At 67.7% G+C, this 23,371-nt stretch carries 17 protein-coding genes and 1 riboswitch; of the genes, 9 read left to right on the forward strand and 8 right to left on the reverse strand.

Annotation, left to right across the window (positions count from 1 at the left end; all coding sequences use genetic code 11):
* Positions 1 to 18: 18 nt before the first annotated feature.
* A complete protein-coding gene (locus ACSZL9_RS18415; protein ID WP_446666988.1) occupies positions 19 to 567 on the forward strand; it encodes a hypothetical protein in 549 nt (182 codons plus the stop codon).
* A 191-nt stretch (positions 568 to 758) separates the two neighbouring features.
* Here the strand turns inward: ACSZL9_RS18415 and ACSZL9_RS18420 are convergent, their stop codons facing one another.
* The 4 genes from ACSZL9_RS18420 to pdxH all read right to left on the reverse strand — a co-directional run bounded on the left by ACSZL9_RS18420 (position 759) and on the right by pdxH (position 4,817).
* Positions 759 to 1,196 (reverse strand): DUF6918 family protein, encoded by a 438-nt coding sequence (locus ACSZL9_RS18420; RefSeq protein ID WP_446666989.1) that lies wholly within the window; start codon positions 1,194 to 1,196, stop codon positions 759 to 761.
* Positions 1,197 to 1,350: 154 nt separating this feature from the next.
* Positions 1,351 to 2,076: a C40 family peptidase gene (locus tag ACSZL9_RS18425; protein ID WP_446666990.1), complete on the reverse strand. Its 726-nt coding sequence runs from the start codon at positions 2,074 to 2,076 to the stop codon at positions 1,351 to 1,353.
* A 108-nt stretch (positions 2,077 to 2,184) separates the two neighbouring features.
* Positions 2,185 to 2,376, reverse strand: a riboswitch (cyclic di-AMP (ydaO/yuaA leader).
* Between the two features lie 113 nt (positions 2,377 to 2,489).
* The gene (locus ACSZL9_RS18430; RefSeq protein ID WP_446666991.1) at positions 2,490 to 3,179 is read right to left on the reverse strand and encodes a metal-dependent transcriptional regulator; all 690 of its coding nucleotides are present in this window, start codon (positions 3,177 to 3,179) and stop codon (positions 2,490 to 2,492) included.
* A gap of 957 nt (positions 3,180 to 4,136) precedes the next feature.
* A complete protein-coding gene (gene pdxH, locus ACSZL9_RS18435; RefSeq protein ID WP_446666992.1) occupies positions 4,137 to 4,817 on the reverse strand; it encodes a pyridoxamine 5'-phosphate oxidase in 681 nt (226 codons plus the stop codon).
* A 33-nt stretch (positions 4,818 to 4,850) separates the two neighbouring features.
* Between pdxH and serC the strand changes: the two genes are divergently transcribed.
* Positions 4,851 to 5,963: a phosphoserine transaminase gene (serC, locus tag ACSZL9_RS18440; protein WP_446666993.1), complete on the forward strand. Its 1,113-nt coding sequence runs from the start codon at positions 4,851 to 4,853 to the stop codon at positions 5,961 to 5,963.
* A gap of 79 nt (positions 5,964 to 6,042) precedes the next feature.
* Entirely contained in the window at positions 6,043 to 8,619 is a 2,577-nt protein-coding gene (gene pepN / locus ACSZL9_RS18445) for an aminopeptidase N (RefSeq protein WP_446666994.1), read from the forward strand.
* 99 nt (positions 8,620 to 8,718) lie between these two features.
* Here pepN and ACSZL9_RS18450 read toward each other — a convergent pair whose 3' ends face one another.
* Together ACSZL9_RS18450 and ACSZL9_RS18455 are read right to left on the reverse strand one after the other, a co-directional pair.
* A complete protein-coding gene (locus tag ACSZL9_RS18450; RefSeq protein WP_446666995.1) occupies positions 8,719 to 10,008 on the reverse strand; it encodes an MFS transporter in 1,290 nt (429 codons plus the stop codon).
* Between the two features lie 13 nt (positions 10,009 to 10,021).
* On the reverse strand, positions 10,022 to 10,453 hold the full coding sequence (locus ACSZL9_RS18455; protein WP_446666996.1) for a MarR family winged helix-turn-helix transcriptional regulator: 432 nt from the start codon (positions 10,451 to 10,453) through the stop codon (positions 10,022 to 10,024).
* A 151-nt stretch (positions 10,454 to 10,604) separates the two neighbouring features.
* Between ACSZL9_RS18455 and ACSZL9_RS18460 the strand changes: the two genes are divergently transcribed.
* From ACSZL9_RS18460 to ACSZL9_RS18480, 5 genes are all read left to right on the forward strand, one after another.
* Entirely contained in the window at positions 10,605 to 11,303 is a 699-nt protein-coding gene (locus ACSZL9_RS18460) for a response regulator transcription factor (protein WP_446666997.1), read from the forward strand.
* A 50-nt stretch (positions 11,304 to 11,353) separates the two neighbouring features.
* On the forward strand, positions 11,354 to 12,898 hold the full coding sequence (locus ACSZL9_RS18465; protein ID WP_446666998.1) for a sensor histidine kinase: 1,545 nt from the start codon (positions 11,354 to 11,356) through the stop codon (positions 12,896 to 12,898).
* A gap of 54 nt (positions 12,899 to 12,952) precedes the next feature.
* Positions 12,953 to 14,545 carry a S1C family serine protease gene (locus tag ACSZL9_RS18470; RefSeq protein WP_446666999.1) on the forward strand — a complete coding sequence of 531 codons (1,593 nt, stop codon included), beginning with the start codon at positions 12,953 to 12,955 and terminating at the stop codon, positions 14,543 to 14,545.
* A gap of 365 nt (positions 14,546 to 14,910) precedes the next feature.
* Positions 14,911 to 16,971 carry a HelD family protein gene (locus tag ACSZL9_RS18475; RefSeq protein WP_446667000.1) on the forward strand — a complete coding sequence of 687 codons (2,061 nt, stop codon included), beginning with the start codon at positions 14,911 to 14,913 and terminating at the stop codon, positions 16,969 to 16,971.
* Positions 16,972 to 17,193: 222 nt separating this feature from the next.
* Positions 17,194 to 17,502: a WXG100 family type VII secretion target gene (locus ACSZL9_RS18480; RefSeq protein ID WP_446667001.1), complete on the forward strand. Its 309-nt coding sequence runs from the start codon at positions 17,194 to 17,196 to the stop codon at positions 17,500 to 17,502.
* A gap of 98 nt (positions 17,503 to 17,600) precedes the next feature.
* Here ACSZL9_RS18480 and ACSZL9_RS18485 read toward each other — a convergent pair whose 3' ends face one another.
* Together ACSZL9_RS18485 and groL are read right to left on the reverse strand one after the other, a co-directional pair.
* Positions 17,601 to 19,634, reverse strand: coding sequence for an NADPH-dependent 2,4-dienoyl-CoA reductase (locus tag ACSZL9_RS18485; RefSeq protein WP_446667002.1), 2,034 nt, complete (start codon positions 19,632 to 19,634; stop codon positions 17,601 to 17,603).
* Between the two features lie 192 nt (positions 19,635 to 19,826).
* Positions 19,827 to 21,458 carry a chaperonin GroEL gene (gene groL / locus ACSZL9_RS18490; protein ID WP_446667003.1) on the reverse strand — a complete coding sequence of 544 codons (1,632 nt, stop codon included), beginning with the start codon at positions 21,456 to 21,458 and terminating at the stop codon, positions 19,827 to 19,829.
* A gap of 636 nt (positions 21,459 to 22,094) precedes the next feature.
* Here groL and ACSZL9_RS18495 point away from each other — a divergent pair.
* Positions 22,095 to 23,276, forward strand: a complete 1,182-nt coding sequence (locus tag ACSZL9_RS18495) for a Gfo/Idh/MocA family protein (RefSeq protein WP_446667004.1) — start codon at positions 22,095 to 22,097, stop codon at positions 23,274 to 23,276.
* The last annotated feature ends 95 nt before the right edge of the window (positions 23,277 to 23,371 follow it).

Raw genomic sequence — 23,371 nt, forward strand, 5'->3', positions numbered from 1 at the left:
GCTCGTAGCATGGGCGACATGCCGAACAGCACGCAGGCGAGCGGTGACGGCGAGGAACGATCCGCGAACGACGAGTTCATGGACCAATTCGCCGATCCGGACGACGACTACGAATACGATCCGCCGCCCCGGACGGCGCCGGGTCTGTTGCCCGGCGCGTTGATCGGTGCGGGTCTGGCGGCGCTCTGCGCGATCGGTGTCTATCTGCTTGCCGGCGGCGGTGACAGCAAGGCTGCTCCGAGCCCGCGGACGGTCACCTACACCCAGGACGGCCCCACCCGCACGGTGACCGCCGCGCGTGACAGCTCCCAGGACCGCGCCAGCGTTTCGACCTCGACCGTCACGCTCCCCCGCGAGACCCGCACGGTGCGGGTCGTGCAACCGGGCAAGGGCAAGACCGTGACGAAGACGGCGACCAAGACGCAGACGAAGTCGGCAACCACGACAGCGACGACGACCAAGACCACGACCAAGTCCGAGCCGCCGAAGACGGAGACCACCACGGTCACCGAGACCAAGACGGTCGGCCCGCCCAAGCCGCCGAAGCGGAGCATCGGCGCTGGGTGATCACCCCGTGGCAGCCGCGCCCATCCCGCAGACGGCCGAGCCTGTCCCGGAGATGGCCGAGCCCGCCCCGGAGATGGCCGAGCCCGCCCCGGAGATGGCCGAGCCTGTCGAGGTCACGTTTCGACAAGCTCAACGACCTCAGTCGGCTCAACGACCTCAGTCGGCTCAACGACCTCGATCAGCTCAACGACTCAGCCAGCGTTGGTCTGGATGGCGGTGCCCAGTCGCGGCAGGGCCTGCTTGACGTTCTCCTTCGCCTTGCCGCGCAAGCTCTTGTAAGCACGCTTCAGCGGCTCGCGCTCGGTCTTCTCCGCACGGGCGTCGGTCACCGCCAGCAACGCGTCGGCGGCCTCGTCGCCACGGCCGGCGAGGTACTGACCGAAGTCACCGGACCCCGCGAAGTCGTCCCAGAAGGGCTGCAGCGCGTCGGCGACCTGCGGCAGCATGCGGTTGGTCGCATCGGAGGCAACGGTCGGGTTGAACTTGCGCACTGCGGCATACCCGCCCTTGATCGCGACGCCGCTGACGCCCTTCTTGTCCTTGACCTCGGCATTGATGACGTCGACCAGATCCTCGACGACCTTCGGGCGGCGTTCGGTGGCAAGCAGGGTTTCGCTCAGCGACGACATACGGGTCAAAGCCTTTCGGGAGATAGGGGAACAACTCAAGCACAGCTGACGGGCATCTCAAGACAGTTCAAGCAGCGCATCCGGAGATGCACGAACCCGCCGCGCCCATGAAGCGCGGCGGGTTCGAATCAGGCTGGTATTGCTCAGATTTGGCTCAGATGCGGCCGTAGCCGGAGACCCCACTGTAGATCGCACGGACGCCGACCGAACCACCGGGGTGGTTGGAGTCCACCATCATGCCGTTGCCTGCGTAGATGGCGACGTGGTAGGCCGAGCTGCCGTCGCCGAAGAAGATCAGGTCACCCGGCTGCGGGTTGCTCACCGGGGTCGCTGCCTGCAGCTGACCGGTGGCGGTGTGCGGGATGGACTTGCCAACCTGCGCGTAGACGTAGGACGTGAAGCCGGAGCAGTCGAAGCCTGCCGGGCTCGAGCCGCCGTAGACGTAGGGCGTGCCGACGTACTGCTTGGCGATCGACACGATGCTGCCGTCAGAGGCAGGCGCAGGAGCCGGCTTCGGCTTGGGCTTGGGGGCCGGTGCCGGAGTGGGGTTCGACTGCGGCGCCTGACGCACCGGGGTGGTGTCAGCGGCGGTGTTTGCCGTGGTGGTTGCGGCGGGCCGCGTCTGGCTACGCGAGACCGAGGAGGTGCGCGGACGCACCTGCTTCTTCGGAGCCTCGTAGCTCTTCGCGGAGACCGCGGTCGCCAGCTGGCCCTTGGCCTCGACGGCGCCCAGCTGCTGCTGTGCCTTCGTCGCGGTCAGCGGGTGTGCAGCTGCCTGTGCGCGGGCTGCCTGGGCGGCGAAGTCGACCGAGCTCGCACCGGTGATCGATGCGACACCGGTGGTGGCCGAAGCCGCCTGCGGTGCGGCGATCGATGCCACCAGACCACCCGCGACGGCGACTGTGGCCGAAACGCGTGCGGTCGAGTTGAAAGTCGTCGACAACTTGCTCGGGGCGCGGTGACGACCGCGCGGACCAAGAATGGACACGAAGCACCTCTCCGTCGCCTACGAGGTGAGCTGTCGGGCTCGGGCTGGAGATACCCGGTCCGGATCGACACCCTGCGGTGCCGGACCGAACTTCGCCCCAAGGACGACCTGGGTCGCCCGGAATGGTTCCCCCGCTCCTGCCAGGCGGATCGTTACGTCCGTTCGGCTGGCAGGACTCGGCGTTGCCTCACGGAAGCCCACCGAGTGGCGGGCCGGGGAAAACGGTACACAACCCGGGGCCGCATGTCACAAGGAGGTCACGAATTCGTCGAAAGAATCTGAAATCCGTTGCTATTACACGGTTGTCAGTCTGCGTCCACGAAGACGTGCATCGCCACGTCACGCGGCAAGGACACCGCGTCCTGGCCCTCGGCACGGACCACCACCCGGTCATTCTCGAGCTGGATCTGCACCTTCGCGTCCGGGGTGATGCCACCTGCGGTCAGCACGCTGAGCGCGTCCTGGTCGGCCTGTGCAGGCTCGCCGACCCGGCGGACCACGAAGTTGGTCGGCTCCTCGGTCACGACCTCGGTCATCGGCCGCACACCGTCACGGAACCGCAGGCGGGTCTCCTCCTCGCCGAGCTCGACCAGACCGGGGATCGGGTTGCCGTATGGCGAGATGTGCCGCTCCTCCAGCATGGCCAGGATCTTGCGCTCGACCCGCTCACTCATCACGTGCTCCCACCGGCACGCCTCGTCGTGCGCGTATTCGAGCTCGACACCGATGACATCGACCAGCAGTCGCTCGGCGAGCCGATGCTTGCGCATCACTCGCGTGGCCAGCGTCCGGCCGTGGTCGGTGAACTCCAGGTGCCGGTCGCCGGCAAGGGTCAGCAGACCGTCGCGCTCCATCCGGGCGACTGTCTGGGACACAGTGGGACCCGAGTGTCCCAGTCGCTCCGCGATGCGCGCTCGCAGAGGCACGATGCCTTCTTCCTCCAGGTCGAAGATCGTGCGCAAATACATCTCGGTGGTGTCGATCAACTCACTCACAGGGCCAGCCTGCCACTAAGCGACGACAGTTGCCATGCCGTCCATCTGCCGTCCAACTTCTACCGGCTGGCCGGCAGAACATCCCGAAGACATCCAGAAGATTTTCGGTCAATAAGTTCGGGAATCCTTCGCGGTCACGCTACGTTCTTGTTCTTGGAAGCTGTGGGGCTCCTCCCCCCTGACCCACAGCCTCCCGAACCGTCCGGTTCACGGACGGGGTGAGCCCACCTCACGGTGGCGCTCGGACGGCTGGCGCACCTCCCCTGGGCGCCAGCCGTTCTTGCGTTCGGGGCCGTTTTGCGGACCTCTCCGGCAACTCGCCGGTTAAACCCGTTGCCACCCGCGAGCGCCTCGGCCTAGCGTGGTGCCACACGAGAAAGGAGGTGGTCCAAGAGTGAATTCTCAAAGGACGCGTGAGGTGGTTGCGCGCTAGCGCAACCTTCGTATTCGTCGCCGGCCACCTCCGGTGTGCCGACGAAACGGACGTTCGGTAGCTACTCCAACGCAGCCACCGCAGCCCGTGGGTGGCGCGATCTCGTCCATCGCGCCGACCGGTTCCGACCGGAAGCCCACGGGCTGTCCGCTGCCCCGCACAAGCTGGTCGAGTACCCCGGAGCGCTAGCGGAGGGCGTATCGAGACCAAGCGCCTCAGGGCTGGCGGCGCTCGACCCGCCAACTCGCGGGCAGGGGCCCAATCCAGCTGGTCGAGTAGCCCGGAGCGCTCGCGGAGGGCTTATCGAGACCAAGCGCCTCAGGGCTGGCGGCGCTCGACCCGCCAACTCGCGGGCAGTGGCCCAATCAAGCTGGTCGAGTAGCCCGGAGCGCTAGCGGAGGGCGTATCGAGACCAAGCGCCTCAGGGCTGGCGGCGCTCGACCCGCCAACTCGCGGGCAGTGGCCCACTCAAGCTGGTCGAGTAGCCCGGAGCGCTCGCGGAGGGCTTATCGAGACCAAGCGCCTCAGGGCTGGCGGCGCTCGACCCGCCAACTCGCAGCATCGGTGAGATCTCCGTCACTCGTGCGCACGAAGACCAGCCGGTCGTGCAGTCGGCTGCTGCGGCCGGCCCAGAACTCCACCTCGTCACAACTCACGACATACCCGCCCCAGAAATCCGGCAGCGGCACATCGTCAGGGCTGCCGGTGTCCGGCCACTTGCGCTCGTATGACGCCACGGCCTCCTCCAGCTCGGCCCGTCCGCCGACCGGCTCGGACTGACGCGACGCCCACGCTCCGATGCGCGACCCGTAGGGCCGGCTGCGGAAGTATGCCGCGGACCGCTCGGCCGACATCTTGTGCGCGACGCCGACGAACCGGATGGCGCGGAACATCGGCGGCCAGGTGAGCGCGGCCGCGATCTCGGGGTTGATCTCCAGGTCGCGGCCCTTGCGGCTGGCGTAGTTGGTGTAGAAACCCGGGCCGTCGGCTCCCAGATGGCGCATCAGCACCGTCCGCACGTGCGGACGACCGGCCGCGTCGACCGTCGCCACCGAGATGGCATCGGGCTCCGGCACATCGCCCTTGGCGGCCTGGCGATCGACGGCATCCTGCACCCATTGCTCGATCAACGGCAGCGGCGCCGCCGGCAGATCGTGCTCGTCCAGGCCCTCGCCCGCGTAGTCCCATCGTTCGATCGGCTGCATGGCTACGACGCTACCGCTGGCAGACTGGAAAGCGTGACCGACCAGCTGACCCTCCCTGATTCCCTGAAACCCGCCGACGGCCGGTTCGGCTCCGGACCCAGCAAGGTGCGACCCGAGCAACTCAACGCGCTCCTCGCGCAGGGCCGCAATGTCCTCGGCACCTCTCACCGGCAGGCCCCGGTCAAGGACCTGGTCCGTCGGATCCGAACCGGGCTCGCCGAGCTCTTCGCTGCACCGGACGGTTACGAGATCGTCCTGGGCATGGGTGGCACCAACGCGTTCTGGGACGCCGCCGCCTTCGGCCTGATCCACGACCGCGGCGCCTTCGCGGTGTGCGGCGAGTTCAGCTCGAAGTTCGCGACCGTCGCACGCAAGGCACCGTTCCTCGCCGACCCGATCGTGGCGGAGGTCGAGCCGGGTCGGTCAGTGCAGCTGATGACGAGCCGCGGTGTCGACACCTATGCGTGGGCGCACAACGAGACCTCGACCGGTGTCGTGACCCCGGTGCGCCGCGTCCCCGGGCAAGGGGACGAGCTGATGCTGGTCGACGCGACGTCGATCGCGGGCGCGATCGAGGTCGACCTGGCCGAGACCGACGCCTACTACTTCGCACCGCAGAAGGTCTTCGCGTCCGACGGCGGCCTGTGGTTCGCCGCCATGTCGCCGTCCGCTCTGGAGCGGATCGCGAAGCTCAGCGAGCAACGCTGGACTCCGGCAACACTGGATCTGCAGGTGTGCGTTGACAATTCGCGTCTCGAGCAGACCTACAACACACCGTCCGTCGCGACGCTCTCCCTGATGGCATCGCAGGTCGAGTGGCTGCTCGCCGAGGGCGGCCTCGCCTGGGCGGCAGAGCGCAGCGCCGCTTCGAGCCGCACTCTCTACGACTGGGCCGAGCGCACGTCATACACAACGCCTTTCGTGGTGGACCCGGCCGACCGCTCCCCCGTCGTCGGCACGATCGATTTCGACGGCGTCGACGCGGCTGCGGTCGCAAAGACGTTGCGCGCCAACGGGATCGTCGACACCGAGCCCTACCGCAAGCTCGGCCGCAACCAGTTGCGCATCGGGATGTATCCCGCGGTCGACCCCGACGACGTCGCCGCGTTGACCGCCTGCATCGACTACATAGTGGAAAACTCCTAGCCCGACCCCTCTCGGCGAGTGAGACATTGGACACCCCCCGGTCCGGGTGCGCCGCCCCCGATCAGCGACCATGGCGGGCGTGACGAATGCGGACCTGAACCTCACCCGTGACGACTGCGCTGCACGCGGCCGTCAGCTCACCGTCGACACGCACCGGGTGGACCTGGACCTGAGCGACGTGAACAACAGTGACGCGACGACGTTCGCGTCACGCTCGACCGTCCGCTTCTCCAGCACCGGCAGCACGACCTGGCTGGACGTGGTGGCGGACGAGATCAGGTCCCTGACCGTCAACGGCGCACCCCAGGCTTTCGACTCGTATGACGGCGCACGTCTCCAGCTCGACGGCCTGCGCACGGACGGACCCAACGAGGTCGTAGTCGAAGCACTGTGCCGCTACAGCCGCACCGGCGAGGGGCTGCATCGCTTCACCGACCCGGCCGACGGAAACACCTACGTCTACACGCATTTCGAGCCGACGGACGCCCGTCGTGCGTTCGCCTGCTTCGAGCAGCCCGACCTGAAGATCCGGTTCACCCTCTCGGTCACCGCGCCGACCACCTCCGCGGTGTTCAGCAACCAGTCACCGGTCAGTGACGAGGCCGACGGCGGCCTGCACACCGTGACGTTCGCACCGACGTTGCCCGTGTCGACCTACCTGACCGAGATCGCGGCCGGCCCGTTCCACGCGGTCACGGACGTATGGCGCGCCGACCGCCCCGACGGCAGCTCCCTGGAAGTGCCGCTCGGTGTCATCTGCCGCAAGTCGATGGCCGAGCACCTCGACGCCGAGGAGATCTTCACAATCACCAAGCAGGGCCTGACGTTCTTCGACGAGGTCTTCCAGTTCCCTTACCCCTGGGGCAAATACGACGAGATCTTCCTGCCCGAATACAACATCGGTGCGATGGAGCACCCGGGGCTGGTGACGTTCAGCGAGAACAGCTACATCTTCCGGGGCACCCCCAGCCGAGCGCAGCGGGAGTCACGCGCCGAGGTGATCATGCACGAGATGGCGCACATGTGGTTCGGCGACCTGGCGACGCCACGCTGGTGGGACGACACCTGGCTGAAGGAGTCGTTCGCCGACCTGATGGGTTATCTCGCGGCGACCGAGGCGGCCGGCTTCGACGGCTCCTGGGTGACTTTCGCGCTCAAGCGCAAGCAGTGGGCCTACACGCAGGACCAACTGCCCACGACGCACCCGATCGTTGCCGACATCCCCGACCTCGAAGCGGCCCGACTGAATTTCGACGGCATCACCTACGCCAAAGGCGCCTCGGTCCTCAAGCAGCTCATGGCGTATGCCGGGCGCGACTCGTTCTTCGCCGCGGCGCAGCTCTACTTCCAGCGACACGCGTTTGCCGCGACCGGGTTGCTGGACCTCATCGACGCGCTCCGGGAGAGCAGCCCCGCCGACCTGTCCGACTGGGTGCCGTCCTGGCTGCACACCACCGGACCGTCCACCCTCGGCGTCGCGCGTGATGGCGAAAAGCTCACGATCACAAACGATTCGGTGGATCGACTGACGGGCGAGCAGGTTGCTCGCAGCCACCAGGTCCATGTGTCGGTCTTCGCCGAGACTGCCGACGGCCTGGAGCGGACGGCATCCGTGCCCGTCCTGGTCGACGGTCCGTCGGTCGACGTCCCGCTGCCCGAGGGCACCCGCGCCGACGCGGTCATCGCCAACGACGACGACCTGACCTACGCGGTGCTGCACCTGGACGACACCACCACCGAGGTGCTGACCCGCAAGCTGTCCGCGCTGCAACCGACGCTCACCCGTGCCGTCGCGTGGTCGGCCCTGTGGAACGCCGTCCGCGATGCGCGACTGCCTGCAGCGACCTACCTGCGGGCGGTGGCGGCCAATGCCCCGGCCGAGACCGACGCCGGCCTGCTGGCCATGGTCTGCGCCCAGTCGCACGCCGCCATCACCGACTTCCTCGCGCCGGCCGAACGCCCCACTGCCGCAAGCAATCTCGTCGCGGTGATCGCCGACGGCCTGCGCGCTGCGGAGCCAGGCTCGGACCTGCAACGTGCCTGGGCCAACTCCCTGGCCGCGTGCGGCGGTCTGTCCCCGGACGGTGTCGACCCGGTGCGTCATACGCTCAGGGGCGGCGTCGACGGGCTCGAGCTCACTCCGTCGTTGCGCTGGGACCTGCTGGTGGCACTCGCCGAGCAGGCAGCGGTCGACGAGGCGGAGTTGCAGCAGGCCTACGCGGCCGACCCGACGATGAGCGGCGCGATCGCTCGCGATCGCGCACTCGCTTCGCTCCCGTCAGCCGATCACAAGCGGCGCGTATGGCGCGAGCTGACCACCGACGACAGTCTCACCAACGATGGGCAGCGGGCGCTGCTGGCCGGATTCGCCGGCAGCGACGTCGAGCTCATCCGGGAGTTCCGGACGGCCTACTTCGAGCAGCTCGAGCAGTGGTGGGACCGCAAGACGATGACGATGGCGGCGCGCCTGGTGACCGCACTCTTCCCGCGGACGTCCGTCACCGAGGGCACCGGCGAGGGCGACGCCAATCCGGTCGTGACGGCTGCGGATCAGTGGCTCGAGTCGCACCCGCAGGCTCCGACGGCGTTGCGGCGCATCATCATCGAGCAGTTGGACGGCCTACGACGACAGCTGCGAGCTCAGCAGGTCGGCTGACCGACCGAACGACGGACTAGAGGACGGCGCCCAGCACGGCGACTCCGACCAGTGCGACCAGCGCGATGACCACCACGAGGCGCTGGGACCGGGGCGACATCATGCGACCCGCTCTCCCGGGAGGTCGACGCCGTCGCGTTGGCGCACCTCCAGGTGCGGGATCGGGCGTCCTTCGAGGCGGACCCGCAGGTCCTTACCGCGCATCAGATAGGTCATGACGACACCCACCGTAACGGCCGTCGCGATGCTGCCGACCAGGATGGTCCACCGCGGCCCCCACGCCGAGCCGATCCAGCCGATGACCGGTGCGCCGACTGGGGTGCCGCCCATGAAGATCGCCATGTAGAGCGCCATGACCCGCCCCCTCATCACCGGCGTCACGCTCAGCTGCACGGTCGCGTTGGCCGTGTTGAGGGTGGTGATCGCGAACAGCCCGGTCGGGACCAGAAATACGGCGAAGAGCAGATAGGTCGGCGCCAGCGCCGCGAGCGCCGAGGTCACGGTGAAGCCGATCATCGCGCCGAGCACGATGCGCAGTCGTGGCCGCTGCCGCCGCGCGGCCATCAACGCCCCGACCAGCGAGCCGATCGCCATGATCGAGCCCAGCAGCCCGTATTCGGCCGCGCCCTGGTGAAAGACCGCCGTCGCCATCAGCGCGATGGTGATCTGGAAGTTCATCCCGAAGGTGCCGATCATGAAGACCATGAACATGATCAGCATGATGTCCGGGCGGTGCCTGACGTAGGCCAGACCCTCGCGGACCTTGCCCTTGCCGCGCACCTGCGGAGACGGCATCAGGTCGGCCGGATGCATCGCCTTGAGCGCGATCAGCACCGCGATGAACGAGAACGTGTTGAAGACCAGTGTCTGGCCGGTGCCGATCAGGCCGATGCACAGGCCGGCGATGCCAGGGCCGATCAGCCGGGCGGAGTTGAACGACGTGGAGTTGAGGCCGACGGCATTGGACAGCAGGTCGGGCCCGACCATCTCGGAGACGAACGCCTGCCTGCTCGGGTTGTCCAGGGCTGTGGCCACACCTTGCAGCGCAGCCAGCAGGTAGACCTGCCACAGCTGGACGACGTCGAGCAACACCAGGCCGGCGAGCAGTGCCGCTGTGATGGCCAGGGTGCTCTGGGTGCCGAAGAGCACGCGTCGCTTCGGGAAGCGGTCGGTGAGCGCGCCCGCCCACGGGGCGAGGAGCACGACCGGCGCGAACTGCAGGGCCGTGACGATGCCGAGGGCGGTGGAGTCGTTGTCGGTCAGCTGGGTCAGGACGAGCCAGTCCTGGGCGGTCCGGCCCATCCAGGTGCCGATGTTGGAGACCAGCGCCCCGGCGAAGTAGACGCGGTAGTTGTAGACGGACAGGGACGCGAAGGTCCGACTCTTCATGCGGGCTCCCCGCTCATCGAGCAGTCACCACACGATCGAGGATGTCGGCTGCCTCGCGCAGCACAGCGCACTCCTCCTCGGTGAGGTCGTTCATGCGGGAGTAGACCCATTCATCGCGCGAGCGGCGTATAGCGGTGAGCGTCTTGCGCCCTTCCGGGGTGAGTTGCAGGTGCACCTGGCGACCGTCGTCGGGGTCGGCGTCGCGTCGTACGTAGCCGTGCTCCACCAGTGCGTTGACCGTGCGGGTCATCGATGGCGCACTGACGCACTCGATCTCGGCGAGTTCGCGTGGAGTGCGGATCTGCTTCTCGAGCTTGCCGAGCACCGAGACCTGGTGCGGCGGCAGGACACTTCGGTCAGCGCCAGAGAAGCGGACTCGGCGACTGATGCGCATGCAGACCGACCGGAGGTCGACGGCAAGTCGTCTGCGTTCGGCTGGAGTCACGCTTAGTTAGTTTAGCTCATTAGTCGAGCTAACAAAATCTCGTCGGCGTGCCACCGCCCCGTCACAACGCCGTCGGCCGCCCAGCTGGGGCGCCGGGCGATATCATGGGACGGTCAGACGATTCCCAGCAAAGGGGTTCACAGTGTCTGCCATGAGCTCTCCCGAAGCCCGCCTCCTGGTGGTCGAGGACGAAACGAACATCCGCGAATTGCTTGCAACCAGCCTCAAATACGCCGGATTCGAGGTGCACACCGCGGCGACCGGCAACGAGGCGATCACGCTCGCCGGTCAGCACGCCCTCGACCTCACGGTGCTGGACGTCATGTTGCCGGACATGGACGGTTTCACGGTCACTCGCAAGCTGCGCGCCAACGGCGTCGAGCTCCCCATCGTCTTCCTGACCGCCCGCGACGCGGTCGAGGACAAGGTCAAGGGTCTGACGGTCGGCGGGGACGACTACGTCACCAAGCCGTTCAGCCTGGAGGAGGTTGTCGCCCGGATCCGCGCGGTGCTGCGCCGCACCCGCGCCGAGAACGACGCCCGGTCGATGGTGCAGGTCGCCGACCTCGAGCTGGACGAGGACTCCCACGAGGTCCGCCGTGCCGGGCAGGTGATCGAGGTCTCCCCGACCGAGTTCAAGTTGCTGCGCTACCTGATGCTCAATCAGGGCCGGGTGCTGTCGAAGGCGCAGATCCTGGACCACGTCTGGGACTACGACTTCCGCGGCGAGGCCGGCATCGTCGAGAGCTACATCTCCTATCTGCGCCGCAAGATCGACGTCGGCGACGTGCCGGCACTGATCCACACCAAGCGTGGCGTCGGCTACGTGCTCCGTCCCCCGCGCGAGTGACCGCACCCCGCAGGACCGTGCGCCACCGTGTCCGACGCGAGTTGTCGGCCATGCCACTCCGGTTGCGCCTGAGCGTGCTGCTGATGGCCCTGCTCGCGGTCGCGTTGCTGGCCACCGGACTGACCGTGACGACCCAGGTCCGCAGCTTCATGACGGGCCGCCAGGATGCCGAATTGCGTGCTGCGAGTGCGCATCTGGTCGACGGAGCGGTCAAGAACAGCAGCAGCGAGAAGCAAGCCTTCGCCTACGTGCCGACCAACACCTACGCGATCGAGTTGCGCACGGCGGACGGTCGGCTCACCAGCCTGACGACGGACCCGGGCAACTCCTCGACCGGCGGTCCGCTGCCGGCGATCCCGAAGCTGACCAGCTCCGACCCGCGGGTGCGAAGCGGGCACGTCTTCAGTGTCGGCTCCAAGGACGGCGACACCAGGTGGCACGTCGTGGCGGGCACGGTCCGCAGCGACGGGGAGACCTATGTCTACGCCGTCGCCGTGTCGATGGACCACACCGACGAGGTCATCGTCCACCTCGAGCTGGTCATCGTGCTGGTCGGCCTGCTCGCGTTGCTGGCGTGTGCGGGGCTGGGCTGGTTCGCCGTACGCCGCGCGCTGCGACCTCTGCGCGAGATCGAAGACACCGCCCGCAGCATCGCCCGCGGCGACCTGACGCAGCGCGTGCCCACCCCCGAAGCGCAGGACGAGGTCGGCAGCCTGAGCAAGTCGCTGAACGTCATGCTGGCCCGCATCGAGGACTCCTTCGCGGTGCGCCGTGCGTCCGAGGACCGCATGCGGCAGTTCGTCGCCGACGCGTCACACGAGTTGCGGACTCCGCTGGCCACCGTCCGCGGGTATGCCGAGCTCTATCGCCAAGGGGCTGTCTCGGAGACCGAGGACGTGCGCTCGGCGATGCGCCGCATCGAGGACGAGGCGACCCGGATGGCGGTGATGGTCGACGACCTGCTGCTGCTGACCCGCCTCGAGCGGCGCCACAAGGACGACACCGAGCCGGAGCGGCCGCTCTCCCCCGTCGACCTGACCGTGCTGGCCGCCGACGCGGTGCAGGACGCGACAGCGATCGATCACGACCGGATCGTGCGGCTGCACGGCCTGGACGGCCCGGTGCGACCCACGATGGTGCTCGGCGGTGACGCCGCGCTGCGCCAGGTGCTGGCCAATCTGATGGCCAACGCGATCCGCTACACCCCCGCCGGTTCACCCATCGAGGTCGCGGTCGGCACGATCGACGGCTTCGCACAGCTGCAGGTGATCGACCACGGCGCCGGAGTCCCGGCCGCACTGCGGGACCGCATCTTCGAGCGCTTCTACCGCACCGATGCCTCGCGCAACAGCGAGCGCGGCGGCAGTGGTCTCGGGCTGGCGATCGTCACCGCGCTCGTCGAGGCGCACAAGGGTACGGTCGAAGTTCGGGACACCCCCGGTGGTGGGGCCACCTTCGTCGCGAAAATACCCTCGCTCCCGGAGGACCTCACAGAGGACACCGTCAGTCAGACCACCGCACCGCCACCGGAGAGGGAGCCACAGGAGGCACACAGGTTCGACGAAGCGCCGGAACAGCAGCGCGACGTTGACTAGCAATCAGTGAAAGCCACCGACCGGCGGAGCATCGACCACAAGGGGTTATCAAAGATGTCGTTCGAGCAGCATCCTGCTGATGACGATCGGGGCAACACCGCGAGCACCTCCGGCGACGGCGCCGGAAGCAGGCCCGGGAGCAGCTCCAGCAGCGCAGACGCCACCGGCCGCATCTACACCACCGGCGACCAGACCGCGCACCTGCCGGCGCACCGGCCAGAAGCGCCGCAGCCCCACCCCGGACAGCAGGCACCGCAGCCGGGTCAGCAGTCACCCTTCGGCGCGCCTTACGGCGGTCAGCAAGCTCCGCAGCCGACGCAGCAGCCCGGACCACATGCACAACAGCAGGGTCACCAGCAGCCCGCGTATGCCGCTGCGCCTGCGGCGCAGGGGCCCTACGCGGCACCGTCATACGCCGGCGGCCAGCAGGGTTCCTTCCCCGGCGGCCCCTACAACCCCGGCAACGGCAATGGAAACACGAACGGCGGCCCGAAGCGCAGCAAGCGCTGGCTGGCGATCCCGGTCGTGGCGATCCTGGCCGCAGCACTGGCCAGCGGCGGCACGTGGGCGCTGACCAAGGACGACGCGTCGGGCGGCGGCACGACGAACAAGACGGTCGTGAAGGCCGACCCGGCCGACTTCGCCAACGCGGGCACGGTGGACTGGTCCGCGACGGCCAGCAAGGTCTCGCCGAGCGTCGTTGCGATCACGGTCCGCTCCGGTAACTCGGGCGACCAGGGGTCCGGGGTCGTCCTCGACAAGGACGGCAACATCGTCACCAACAACCACGTCGTGAGCGGTGCCGGATCCGATGCCACGGTCACGGTGACGCTGAGCAACAACCAGACCTACAAGGCGAAGGTGGTCGGCAAGGACTCCAGCACGGACCTGGCGGTCATCAAGCTGGAGAACCCGCCGGACGACCTGACCCCGATCGAGATGGGCGATGACAGCAAGCTGGTCGTCGGGCAACCGGTCATGGCGGTCGGCAACCCACTCGGGCTGGCCGGCACCGCCACCACCGGCATCGTGAGCGCCCTCAACCGGCCGATCACCACCCGGCAGCAGAGCCAGGGCGGCGACGACAACCCGTTCGGCGGGTCGGATCAGAGCGAGGACAACAGCTCGACGACCAACGCGATCCAGACCAGCGCCGCGATCAACCCGGGCAACTCCGGTGGAGCACTGGTGAGCGGCTCCGGCAAGCTCATCGGAGTCAACTCCTCCATCGCGACTCTCGGGCAATCCTCAGGTTCCTCCCAGTCGGGGAACATCGGGATCGGGTTTGCTATCCCTGTGTCCGTCGTCAAGAACATCACCTCGCAGTTGATGAAGGACGGCAAGGTCCGTCACCCGCAGATCGGCGTGCAGGTCGCCCGGGTCGCCGGGACGGTCAAGCTCGGCGACGCGACGGTGCAGGCGGCCAAGATCGTCAAGGTCAACTCCGGTTCCCCGGGCGACAAGGCCGGCCTGAAGGAAGGCGACATGGTGACCAAGGTCAACGGCAAGCAGATCGGGTCGCCCCCGTCCGACTCGCTCATCGGCTACGTGCGTGCGCACAACGTCGGGGACAAGATCACGCTGACCATCGTGCGCGGTGGGAAGCAGCAAGACGTCACGGTGACCCTGGGCGAGGCATCGTCATAGGAAGACCGTGACCAAGGACCCCGGGCGACTCTCCCTTCCTCCGCTGCCCGGTAGGTCCTGACGGGGTGGATCCGGCTTGTGACGGGGCCGGATCACGCGAGGGGCGCCTCCCATCTGGGAGGCGCCCCTCTCTCATGTCGCCAGTGACGGCTCCCTCGCCGAGTGACCCCGAAATCTCACCGTCACTCGACGATCTCACCGTCACTCGGCACCGCTCCGACGGCGTTCCGGCGTCGGCCCGGCATCGCTCGGCGACAGGCGGAGCTCCGGGGCGCACGAAAAATGGCGGGCGGCGTCTCCGCCAGCACGGCTAGACTGCCTCTTCCCCCTACTCCTCCACCGGCCGAAAGAGGCAACAGCCTGGCATGCCCGAAAACACCCGGTCCTCAGCCACCCCCGACGTCGAACTCGAACTCGAACGTGCCTACCTGGCGGCAGCACGCGCCGATCTGGCTCGGATGCGCGAACGCGCCGAATCCCTCGACCCCACTCGCGCCAGCGACGGCGACTCGGCATACGAACTCGCCGTGACGCTCGCCCGTCGGGTCGCCTCGTTGCAGGACGACCCGCACACCACGCTCTTCTTCGGGCGTCTCGATCTTGCTGACAAGCCGCAGTCCGGGACTGGCGTGAGGTATATCGGGCGCCGTCACGTGAGCAATGCCGACGGCGACCCGATGGTGCTGGACTGGCGGGCGCCGGTCTCGACAGCCTTCTACCAGGCGTCGCGGACCGAGCCGATGGGCGTGCAGCGACGCCGCAGGTTCGGCATCGACCACGGTCAGATCTCCGCCATCGAGGACGAAAACCTCCTGGACACAACTGAATCCACCGGGTCGAGCGAGATTCTCTCCCAGGAGATCGAACGGCCGCGCACGGGACCGATGCGCGACATCGTGGCGACCATCCAGCCGGAACAGGACGTCATCGTGCGCTCCGGCATCGATGTGTCGGTCTGTGTGCAGGGTGCGCCGGGCACCGGCAAGACCGCGGTCGGGCTGCACCGCGCCGCCTGGCTGCTCTACACCCACCGCGACCGGCTGGAGCGATCCGGCGTGCTGGTGGTCGGGCCCAACCGCGCGTTCCTGGACCACATCAGCGCGGTGCTGCCCGCGCTCGGTGAGATCCGGGTGGAGCACTCGACGGCAGCCGACCTGGTCAATCACGCTCGGCTGCGCTCGGTCGACAGCACCGAAGTCGCTGTGATCAAAGGCGATCCGCGTATGGCGAAGGTCCTTCGTCGGGCACTGTGGTCACGCGTCCGACGGCCGGACGAGGCGTTGGTCGTGCCGCGCGGATCGCGCAAGTGGCGGATCCCGGCATACGAGGTCCAGGAGATCGTCGACGAACTCCGCACGCGCGGCGTGCGGTTCGACGCCGCCCGGGACATGCTCCCCCGGCGGCTCGCGCACGCCGTGCTGTTGCGCATGGAGCGCGCCGGTGACTCGCCCGACGACAGGGTGCAGGAGTCGGTGGCACGCAGCGGGCCGGTGAAGAAGTATGCCGCCACGCTCTGGCCGGCCGTCGACCCGGCACAGGTGCTCTTCGACCTCTGGTCGGACCCTGAACAGTTGGCGGCTGCGGCCGAGGACGACCTGAGTTCCGATGAGCAACGAATCCTGTTGTGGGACAAGCCGGCTCGCAGCAAGGGCAGCGCGAAGTGGTCGGTTGCCGACCTCACCCTGCTGGACGAATTGCACGACTTGCTGCACCGCACTCCGAGCCTCGGGCACGTGGTGCTGGATGAGGCGCAGGACCTGTCCCCCATGCAGCTGCGCGCGGTCGGGCGGCGGTGTTCGACCGGGTCGGTCACCGTCCTGGGTGACATCGCGCAGGGCACCACCCCGTGGGCGACCGACAGCTGGGACGCGGCGATGGGTCATCTCGGCAAGCCGGCGCATCACCTGGAGGTGCTCGACCGCGGATTCCGGGTGCCCGCAGCGGTGATCGACTTCGCCGCGCGGTTGCTGCCCAGCATGGCGCCCGGTCTCGGGGCACCGGTCAGCGTGCGGCACAACTCCGGAGACCTGTCGCTGACGGCGACCAGCTCGGCCGACCGGCTGCCGACGACCGTCGATGCGGTGCGCGCCGCGCTGGCCGACCTCGGGTCGGTGGGTGTGATCGTGCCGGACGCTGACGTCTCAGCCGTCTCGAAAGCGTTGCAGGACAACGGGATCGAGCATGGCCGCCTCGGAGATGAGACGGTCGACGAGGAGGACCACCGCGTCCAGCTGGTCCCTGCCACGGTCGCCAAGGGGCTGGAGTTCGACCACGTCGTCGTCCTGGAGCCCAGCGACATCGCCGACGCCGAGCCCGACCTGCGCACCGGTCTGCGCCGGCTCTACGTCGTGCTGACCCGGGCAGTGTCGTCCCTGCGCGTCATACACGCCCGGCCGCTGCCGGACCAACTGCGCGCCCCCGCCTGAGCGCTGCCCCAACCTCCCCCTGCCCCGGGGCCGGCCCCTTTGGCGAGTGACGGCTCCCTCGGCGAGTGACGGCGCAATCTCACCGTCACTCGACGGGCGGACCGTCACTCGGCGAACAGAGTGCGCGGCTGTGGATAACTTCTGCGGGCTCGGCGCCCGATTGCCTAGCGTCATGCCCATCACGTCCGCACCGGGTGGACGACTTCTACGTGGGAGGCAGACATGCACACACCTACCGATGGCTACGCCGTCAACGCCGCTGACCTCAGCAAGCACAGCCTGGACATCGGCCAGATCGGCGAAGAGATCGATCACTTGATGCAGCTGATGAACGCCAAGCTCGCGACGCTGCAGGCGACCTGGAAGGGACAGGGTGCCAACCAATACGCCTCGCTGCACCACGAGTGGGGCAAGGCGCAGTCCAAGGTCCGCACCGCGCTGGGCGACATCGGCAACACCGTCGGCAGCGCCAGCACCGCCTACGCCCAGGTCGAGACCGACGTGGTCAAGGCCTTCAGCGTCGGCGCCTGACGCGCGACTTCCGGCCGCGCAACTGCCTCACCCCGAGGGCGGTTGCGCGGCCGGTCACGTCGTTCAGTGGGTCAGGCCATGCAGCTATTCGGTCGCGATCAGACGCTCGCCGCGAGTTCGGTCGCCTGCGCGATGGCCCGCTTGGCGTCGAGTTCGGCGGCCAGATCGGCGCCGCCAATGACGTGGCGGGCAGCGTCAGTTTCCTTGACGAGGTCGCGCACCGACTCCTGGCCGGCGCAGATCACGACCGTGTCGACCTCGAGCACGCGCGACTCGGGCTCGGCGTCCTTGTGCCGCACCGTGATGTGCAGCCCGGCGTCGTCGATCCGGTCGTATGACGCACTGCCGATCAGCTCCACCTTTGCCTGCTTCAGCGCGGCACGATGCACCCAGCCGGTGGTCTTGCCCAGGCCCTTCCCGAGTGGCGCCGGCTTGCGCTGCAGCAGATAGACCTGCCGGCGGGGGTCGGCCGGTTGCTTGTCGGTCAGTCCGCCCGGCACCGTCGGGTCGTCGGTCACGCCCCACTGGGCCTGCCAGTCCGGCAGCTTCTTGTGTTGGTCCTCGAGCAGGAACTCGCTGACGTCATACCCGATGCCGCCGGCGCCGATGACCGCAACGCGACGACCGGCCTCGACCTCGCCGCGCAGCAGCGCGTCATACATGACGACACTGGGGTGGTCGATGCCCTTGATCTGCGGCACTCGTGGCCTCACTCCGGTGGCGACGACGACGTCGTCGAATCCGCTCAACTGCTCTTCGGAGACGACAGTGCCCAGACGCACGTCGACGCCGAGCACTTCGAGCCGTCGCTGGTAGTAACGCAGCGTCTCGGCGAACTCCTCCTTGCCGGGGATCCGCATCGCCAGCCGGAATTGCCCGCCGATCTGCTGGTCACGCTCGAAAAGCGTGACCTGGTGCCCGCGTTCGGCACTCGAGACCGCGGCAGCGAGCCCGGCGGGACCGGCACCGACGACGGCGATGCGTCGCTGCCGCTGCGTCGGCACCGGCAGCAGCACGAGTGACTTCTCGCGGCCGGCGCGCGGGTTGACCAGGCAGCTGGCCTTCTTGTTGGCGAAGGTGTGGTCCAGGCACGCCTGGTTGCAGGCGATGCAGGTGTTGATCTCGTCGGCGCGGTCCTCGCGGGCCTTGCGCACGAAGTCGGGGTCCGCGAGCAGCGGACGGGCCATCTGCACCAGGTCGGCCTGCTCGTGCTCCAGGATGTCTTCGGCGACCTCGGGTGTGTTGATCCGGTTGGAGGCGATGACGGGTATGTCGACCGCCTTCTTCAGCCGTGCCGTCCAACTGGCGAATGCAGCGCGCGGGACCGAGGTGACGATCGTGGGCACTCGCGCCTCGTGCCAGCCGATGCCGGTGCCGAACATCGACGCACCCGCGTCCTGCAGCTTGCCGGCGAGAGTGACGACCTCGTCCCAGGTCTGGCCGTCCTCGACCAGGTCGAGCAGCGAAATGCGGTAATTGACAATGAAATTCGCGCCCACGGCCTCACGGACGCGGCGGACGATCTCGACCGGGAAGCGCATCCGCTTCTCCGCAGTGCCGCCCCAGGCGTCGGTGCGGTCGTTGGTGTGCGCAGCGAGGAACTGATTGATCAGGTAGCCCTCGGATCCCATGATCTCCACGCCGTCATAGCCCGCGAGCTTGGCGAGCCGTGCCGCCCGGACGAAGGAGTCGGCGGTGCGCTCGACACCCTTGGTCGACAAGGCGCGCGGTTTGAACGGCGTGATGGGTGACTTCTTGCCGCTGGCGGAGCGGATCAGCGGGTGGTAGCCGTAGCGTCCGGAGTGCAGGATCTGCAACAGGATTCGGCCGTCCTCGGCATGCACGGCATCGGTCACCTGACGATGCTTCCCGGCCGCACGCTTCGACATCATCAACGAGCCGGCCGGCAGCAGCCAGCCTTCGATGTTGGGCGCGAAACCACCCGTGACGATCAGCCCGGTGCCACCCTTCGCGCGCTCTGCGAGGTATGCCGCGAGCCTGCCGAAGTCCTTGCTGCGATCCTCGAATCCGGTGTGCATCGAGCCCATCACAACCCGGTTGGCCAGGGGAACCCCATCTATTTCGATGGGTGCGAGCAGTCGGTCGAATGCCACGGGTGTGCCGCCCTTCATGCGTGGATTTCGGCCGATGTTACCAGCGAGTAGTGAAGATGGGGGCGACCCTGAGCCGGGATCCGGAGCATCGGTTCGTCGTGCGACATACGAGGTTGTGCGACATACGAAACGACCGCCCACCCTGGAAAGGGTGAGCGGCCGTGTCGGTCGGAAGTCGCTAGGACCTCCGAGGTTCCTTCGCCGAGTGGCTCAGAATCCCATACCGCCCATGCCACCGGTCGGGTCGGCCGGCTCGGCCGGCGCCTTCTCCGGCAGGTCGGCGATGACGGCCTCGGTGGTGAGGAACAGCGCGGCGATGGAGCCGGCGTTCTGCAGCGCCGACCGCGTCACCTTGGTCGGGTCCGGGATGCCGGCTTCGAGCATGTCGACATACTCACCGGTCGCGGCGTTGAGGCCTTCACCGGTGGGCAGCGTGGCCACCTTGGCGGCGACGACGCCCGGCTCCAGGCCCGCGTTGGCAGCGATCTGCTTCAGCGGTGCACCGGCTGCAACCTCGACGATGCTCGCACCGGTTGCCTCGTCACCCTCGAGCTTGAGGGAGGCGAAGGCACCCTTGCCGGCCTGCAGCAGCGCAACGCCACCACCGGCGACGATGCCCTCCTCGACCGAGGCCTTGGCCGCGCGAACGGCGTCCTCGATGCGGTGCTTGCGCTCCTTCAGCTCGACCTCGGTGGCCGCGCCGACCTTGATGACCGCAACACCGCCGGCCAGCTTGGCCAGGCGCTCCTGCAGCTTCTCGCGGTCGTAGTCGGAGTCCGAGTTGTCGATCTCGGCACGGATCTGGCTGACGCGACCGGCGATCTGGTCGGCGTCGCCCGCACCCTCGACGATGGTGGTCTCGTCCTTGGTGACGACGACCTTGCGCGCGGTGCCGAGCAGGTCCAGCTCCGCGGTCTCGAGCTTGAGGCCCACCTCCTCGGAGATGACTTGACCACCGGTCAGGATCGCGATGTCGCCGAGCATGGCCTTGCGACGGTCACCGAAGCCCGGAGCCTTCAGCGCAACGGACTTGAAGGTGCCACGGATCTTGTTGACGATGAGGGTCGAAAGTGCCTCTCCCTCAACGTCTTCCGCGATGATCGCGAGCGGCTTGCCCGACTGCATGACCTTCTCCAGCAGCGGGAGCAGGTCCTTGATGTTCGAGATCTTCGAGTTGACGATCAGGACGTAGGGGTCCTCCAGGACCGTCTCCATCCGCTCGGTGTCGGTCACGAAGTAGCCGGAGATGTAACCCTTGTCGAAGCGCATGCCCTCGGTGAGCTCGAGCTCCAGGCCGAAGGTGTTGCTCTCCTCGACCGTGATGACGCCTTCCTTGCCGACCTTGTCCATCGACTCGGCGATGAGCTCACCGACCGATGCGTCGCCACCGGCGGAGATCGCGGCAACCGCGGCGATCTGCTCCTTGGTGTCGATCTCCTTGGACGCCTTGGTCAGCTCCTCGGACACGGCGGCCACGGCGGCCTCGATGCCGCGCTTGAGGGCCATCGGGTTGGCGCCCGCGGCAACGTTGCGCAGGCCTTCCTTCACCATCGCCTGTGCGAGCACGGTCGCCGTGGTGGTGCCGTCACCGGCCACGTCGTCGGTCTTCTTGGCGACTTCCTTGACGAGCTCGGCGCCGATCTTCTCGTAGGGCTCGTCGAGCTCGATCTCCTTGGCGATGCTCACACCGTCGTTGGTGATCGTGGGCGCGCCCCACTTCTTCTCCAGCACGACATTGCGGCCCTTGGGGCCGAGGGTGACCTTGACGGCGTCGGCGAGGGTGTTCATGCCCCGCTCGAGCCCGCGCCGGGCCTCCTCGTCGAATGCAATGGTCTTGGCCATGTGCAGTCCAATCCTCACGTGTTGTTGCGGAGTCAGTCGTATGGCGCCCGCGACGGACGAGCCGGGTCCTGCCGGGGCTGTCTGAGTCCCGCGAGGTCCGGCCCTCGCCATACATCCGAACTATCACTCTAACTGGGAGAGTGCTAAGGCCCATTATTGGCACTCTCGCAAGGAGAGTGCAAACGGATCCGCGCAACCCGTCGTTCCCCGATTTCCGCCAGTGACGGCTTCCTCGCCGAGCGACGGTGAAATCTCACCGTCGGCGGGCGAGAGAACCGTCACTCGGCGAAGCCAGTCCCTCCCGAAGCAGCCCGGATTGCGTCGCTTCCGGCTCTACACATCGCGCGCTCCACCGCGCGATGTGTATAGCGGAGCGCCGACATGTCCGTCGATCTCGATACACCTCCTCCGCTCCGGCACCCCACAAAGTTTCTCCTCCGCTCCGCTCCTCCGAATACTTCGCGGGGACCCCGCCCGCTCCCCGGCACTCGCTCAGCATGCGGTCGGGTTGGATGGTGTCGATGACTTCCACTTCTTTTGCCACCGCCGTCATCGGCGTCGGCGCCCGCGCACACCTGGCCAACAACGTTNGCTCCCCGGCACTCGCTCAGCATGCGGTCGGGTTGGATGGTGTCGATGACTTCCACTTCTTTTGCCACCGCCGTCATCGGCGTCGGCGCCCGCGCACACCTGGCCAACAACGTTCGTGAGTTCGGCGGCGAGGTCGTGGCCGCGGTCGACCCCGACCCGCGGACCGCGAGCGCCACCGCTGACCTCTTCGGCGGCATCCCGCTGCTCCCGGACGTCACCACGTTGTTGCGCGACTTCCCCGAGCTGGACTGCGCGATCGTGACGAGCCCGGACGACACGCACGCCGCGATCGCCATACAGCTGCTCGAGGCGGCTGTGCCCGTCTACCTGGAGAAGCCACTGGCGATCACGACCGAGGACTGCGACCGAGTCCTGGCGAGCGCGCACCGCACCGGCACCAAGCTGTATGTCGGCCACAACATGCGACACATGCACGTCGTGCGGCTGATGAAGGAGATCATCGATCGCGGTGAGATCGGCGAGGTCAAGGCGATCTGGTGCCGGCACTTCGTCGGGACCGGCGGCGACTTCTATTTCAAGGACTGGCACGCCGACCGATCCCGCAGCGGAAGTCTGTTGCTGCAGAAGGGTGCTCACGATCTCGACGTCATGCAGTGGCTCGCTGGATCGGCCAGCCGCGAGGTCACCGGCATGGGCGATCTGATGGTGTATGGCGGGATCACCGACCGCCGGGACAACAGTGACCGGCGGATGCGCGACTGGTTCTCCCGCGACAACTGGCCGCCGCTGACGCAGACCGAGCTCAACCCGGTCGTCGATGTCGAGGACATCTCGATGATGCTGGCGCGGCTCGACTCCGGCGCATTCGTCAGCTACCAGCAGTGCCATTTCACGCCCGACTACTGGCGCAACTACACCGTTATCGGCACCGAAGGACGACTGGAGAATTTCGGTGACGGCGAGGGCGGCGAGGTGCGCGTGTGGAACAAGCGCTCCGGCTTCTGCGAGAAGGGCCACGTGCAATATCCGATCGTCGGTGACGCCAACGGCCATGGCGACGCGGACGTGCTGACCGTCGGCGAGTTCGTCGGATTCGTGCGCAACGGGACCCCGACCGACACGTCACCGCTGTCGGCCCGTGATGCCGTCGCTGCGGGCATTGCCGGCGCCGAGTCGATCCGGTCGGGCAGCCGGCCAGTGCATGTGCCGGAGCTCGAGCCGGCCGTGCGTGCCTACTTCGAGCACCACCAGTCCCGCCCCGAGTGATGGCCGGCTTCGAGCCGCTGCTCGGTTGGACCCAATACGTGACGAATCACTAAGCAAGCGCTTAGTGTGGGCCGCATACCGCCGACACCGAGGAG

The organism is Flexivirga sp. B27, assembly GCF_052905685.1.

Excerpts from the sequence above, each read along its gene's own strand:
- ACSZL9_RS18415 (WP_446666988.1), top strand. The coding sequence starts at position 19 with ATGCCGAACAGCACGCAGGCGAGCGGTGACGGCGAGGAACGATCCGCG.
- ACSZL9_RS18420 (WP_446666989.1), bottom strand. The coding sequence starts at position 1,196 with ATGTCGTCGCTGAGCGAAACCCTGCTTGCCACCGAACGCCGCCCGAAG.
- pdxH (WP_446666992.1), bottom strand. The coding sequence starts at position 4,817 with ATGCAGCCGATCGAACGATGGGACTACGCGGGCGAGGGCCTGGACGAG.
- ACSZL9_RS18450 (WP_446666995.1), bottom strand. The coding sequence starts at position 10,008 with ATGAAGAGTCGGACCTTCGCGTCCCTGTCCGTCTACAACTACCGCGTC.
- ACSZL9_RS18460 (WP_446666997.1), top strand. The coding sequence starts at position 10,605 with ATGAGCTCTCCCGAAGCCCGCCTCCTGGTGGTCGAGGACGAAACGAAC.
- ACSZL9_RS18465 (WP_446666998.1), top strand. The coding sequence starts at position 11,354 with ATGCCACTCCGGTTGCGCCTGAGCGTGCTGCTGATGGCCCTGCTCGCG.
- ACSZL9_RS18470 (WP_446666999.1), top strand. The coding sequence starts at position 12,953 with ATGTCGTTCGAGCAGCATCCTGCTGATGACGATCGGGGCAACACCGCG.
- ACSZL9_RS18475 (WP_446667000.1), top strand. The coding sequence starts at position 14,911 with ATGCCCGAAAACACCCGGTCCTCAGCCACCCCCGACGTCGAACTCGAA.
- ACSZL9_RS18480 (WP_446667001.1), top strand. The coding sequence starts at position 17,194 with ATGCACACACCTACCGATGGCTACGCCGTCAACGCCGCTGACCTCAGC.
- ACSZL9_RS18485 (WP_446667002.1), bottom strand. The coding sequence starts at position 19,634 with ATGAAGGGCGGCACACCCGTGGCATTCGACCGACTGCTCGCACCCATC.
- groL (WP_446667003.1), bottom strand. The coding sequence starts at position 21,458 with ATGGCCAAGACCATTGCATTCGACGAGGAGGCCCGGCGCGGGCTCGAG.
- ACSZL9_RS18495 (WP_446667004.1), top strand. The coding sequence starts at position 22,095 with ATGACTTCCACTTCTTTTGCCACCGCCGTCATCGGCGTCGGCGCCCGC.